The following is a 1,500-nucleotide window of genomic DNA, read 5'->3' as shown; positions in this document are numbered from 1 at the left end:
CTCCATCGCCATGTCGCGGATCGACACCGCGACGCTGCGCCAGGCGACCGAGGACGTGCTTGCCTTCGGTGTCGTGGTCTCCGAACAGGATGCCGACCAGATCGAGCGGACGAACGACGCGATCTCGCGCCTCGGGTTGATCTGGCGCGGGCTCTCGAACCAGCTGGCGGTCGCCGCGGCTCCGGCGCTTGAGGCCGTTGCCAACGCGATGGCGGGCATTGCCAGCCGTACCGGGCCGCTCGGCATCGCCATTCGTGGTCTCTTCGACAATATCGGTCGCCTGACCATGTACGCAGTGACCTTCGCGACCTTCCTCGCGGGCCGCTGGGTCGCCGGGCTGGCCGCCGCCGCGCTGTCGGTCCGTGGGTTTGCCACCGCGCTCGTCGTCCTGCGCGGGGCGCTGATCCGCACCGGCATCGGCGCCCTGATCGTCGGCGTCGGCGAGTTGATCTATCAGCTGTCCCAATTCGTTGCCCGTGTGGGCGGGGTCGGCGAAGCCTTCCGCCTGCTCTCCGATCTGGCCTCCGAGGTCTGGTCGCGCATCGGGCTCGCGCTCGACGCCGCGCTGGCCCGCATGGCTGCCGGATGGGAGGGGCTGAAGGCCGCCGCGCTCTCGGCGCTCGACGGAACCGTCGCGGGCGTCGTGGGGTTCGGGGACCGCACTGTCGCGATCTTCCAGGGCGCCTATGACGGCGCCGTGGCGATCTGGGGCAGCCTGCCGGGCGCCATCGGCGATTTCGCCTACCAGGCCGCGAACGGGTTGATTGGCGGGGTCGAGGCGATGCTGAACGGTGTCGTCACCCGCATCAACAGCTTCATCGAGACCCTGAACGCCGCGCTGGCCCTGCTGCCCGAATGGGCGACCGGCGAAGGCGGCGTGCGGATCGGCACGCTCGACGCGGTGGACCTGAGCCGGATCGACAATCCGTTCGAGGGGGCCGCGACGGCGGCGGGTACTGCAGCAGCCGATGCGTTTTCGGCGGCGCTTGCCCGAACCTATATCACCCCGCCCGATCTCGGGCTCGGCGCAATGGCGGAAGACGCGCGCGCCCGGGCCGATGCCTATGCGGAAGCTGCAGGAATGCTGACCGATGCCGCGACCCGGCCGCTTGCCGCCTGGCAGGCGCTGAAGGATGCCGTGACCGGGTCCAGTACGGATGCGGAAACCGCGCTGACGGATGCGGCAACCTCCGCCGATGCACTCGCGGCCGGGCTCGACGACACTACTGCCGCGGCCAATGGCGCCGCTGGCGCTGCCCGCGATGCCGGAACCGCCGCTGGCGAAGGGGCCGAGCGTGCGCTGACCGGATGGCAAGCCGTGACGGCGGCGCTGTCGGATTATGCCAGCCGGGCGCGGGAGATTGGCGGCGATATCGGCCAGGGCCTCGTCAGCGCTTTCCAGTCCGCCGAGGACGCGGTGGGAGAGTTCGTGAAGACCGGCAAGCTGAACTTCCGCGATCTGGTGACCTCGCTCATCGCCGATCTCGCCAAGCTCGCGGC

1 protein-coding gene is annotated in these 1,500 nt (G+C 70.2%); it reads left to right on the top strand.

Annotated features, from left to right (window positions below; genetic code table 11):
* The coding region (locus E3D03_RS20680; protein WP_318013792.1) for a phage tail tape measure C-terminal domain-containing protein at positions 1–1,500 on the top strand (1,500 nt) is incomplete at both ends.

The sequence above is a fragment of the Paracoccus sp. DMF genome, assembly GCF_004407025.1.
In the GTDB taxonomy this organism is placed as follows: domain Bacteria; phylum Pseudomonadota; class Alphaproteobacteria; order Rhodobacterales; family Rhodobacteraceae; genus Paracoccus; species Paracoccus aminovorans_B.
The sequence above is the reverse complement of the archived record's forward strand: the minus strand, read 5'-3'. Positions and strand labels throughout refer to the sequence as shown.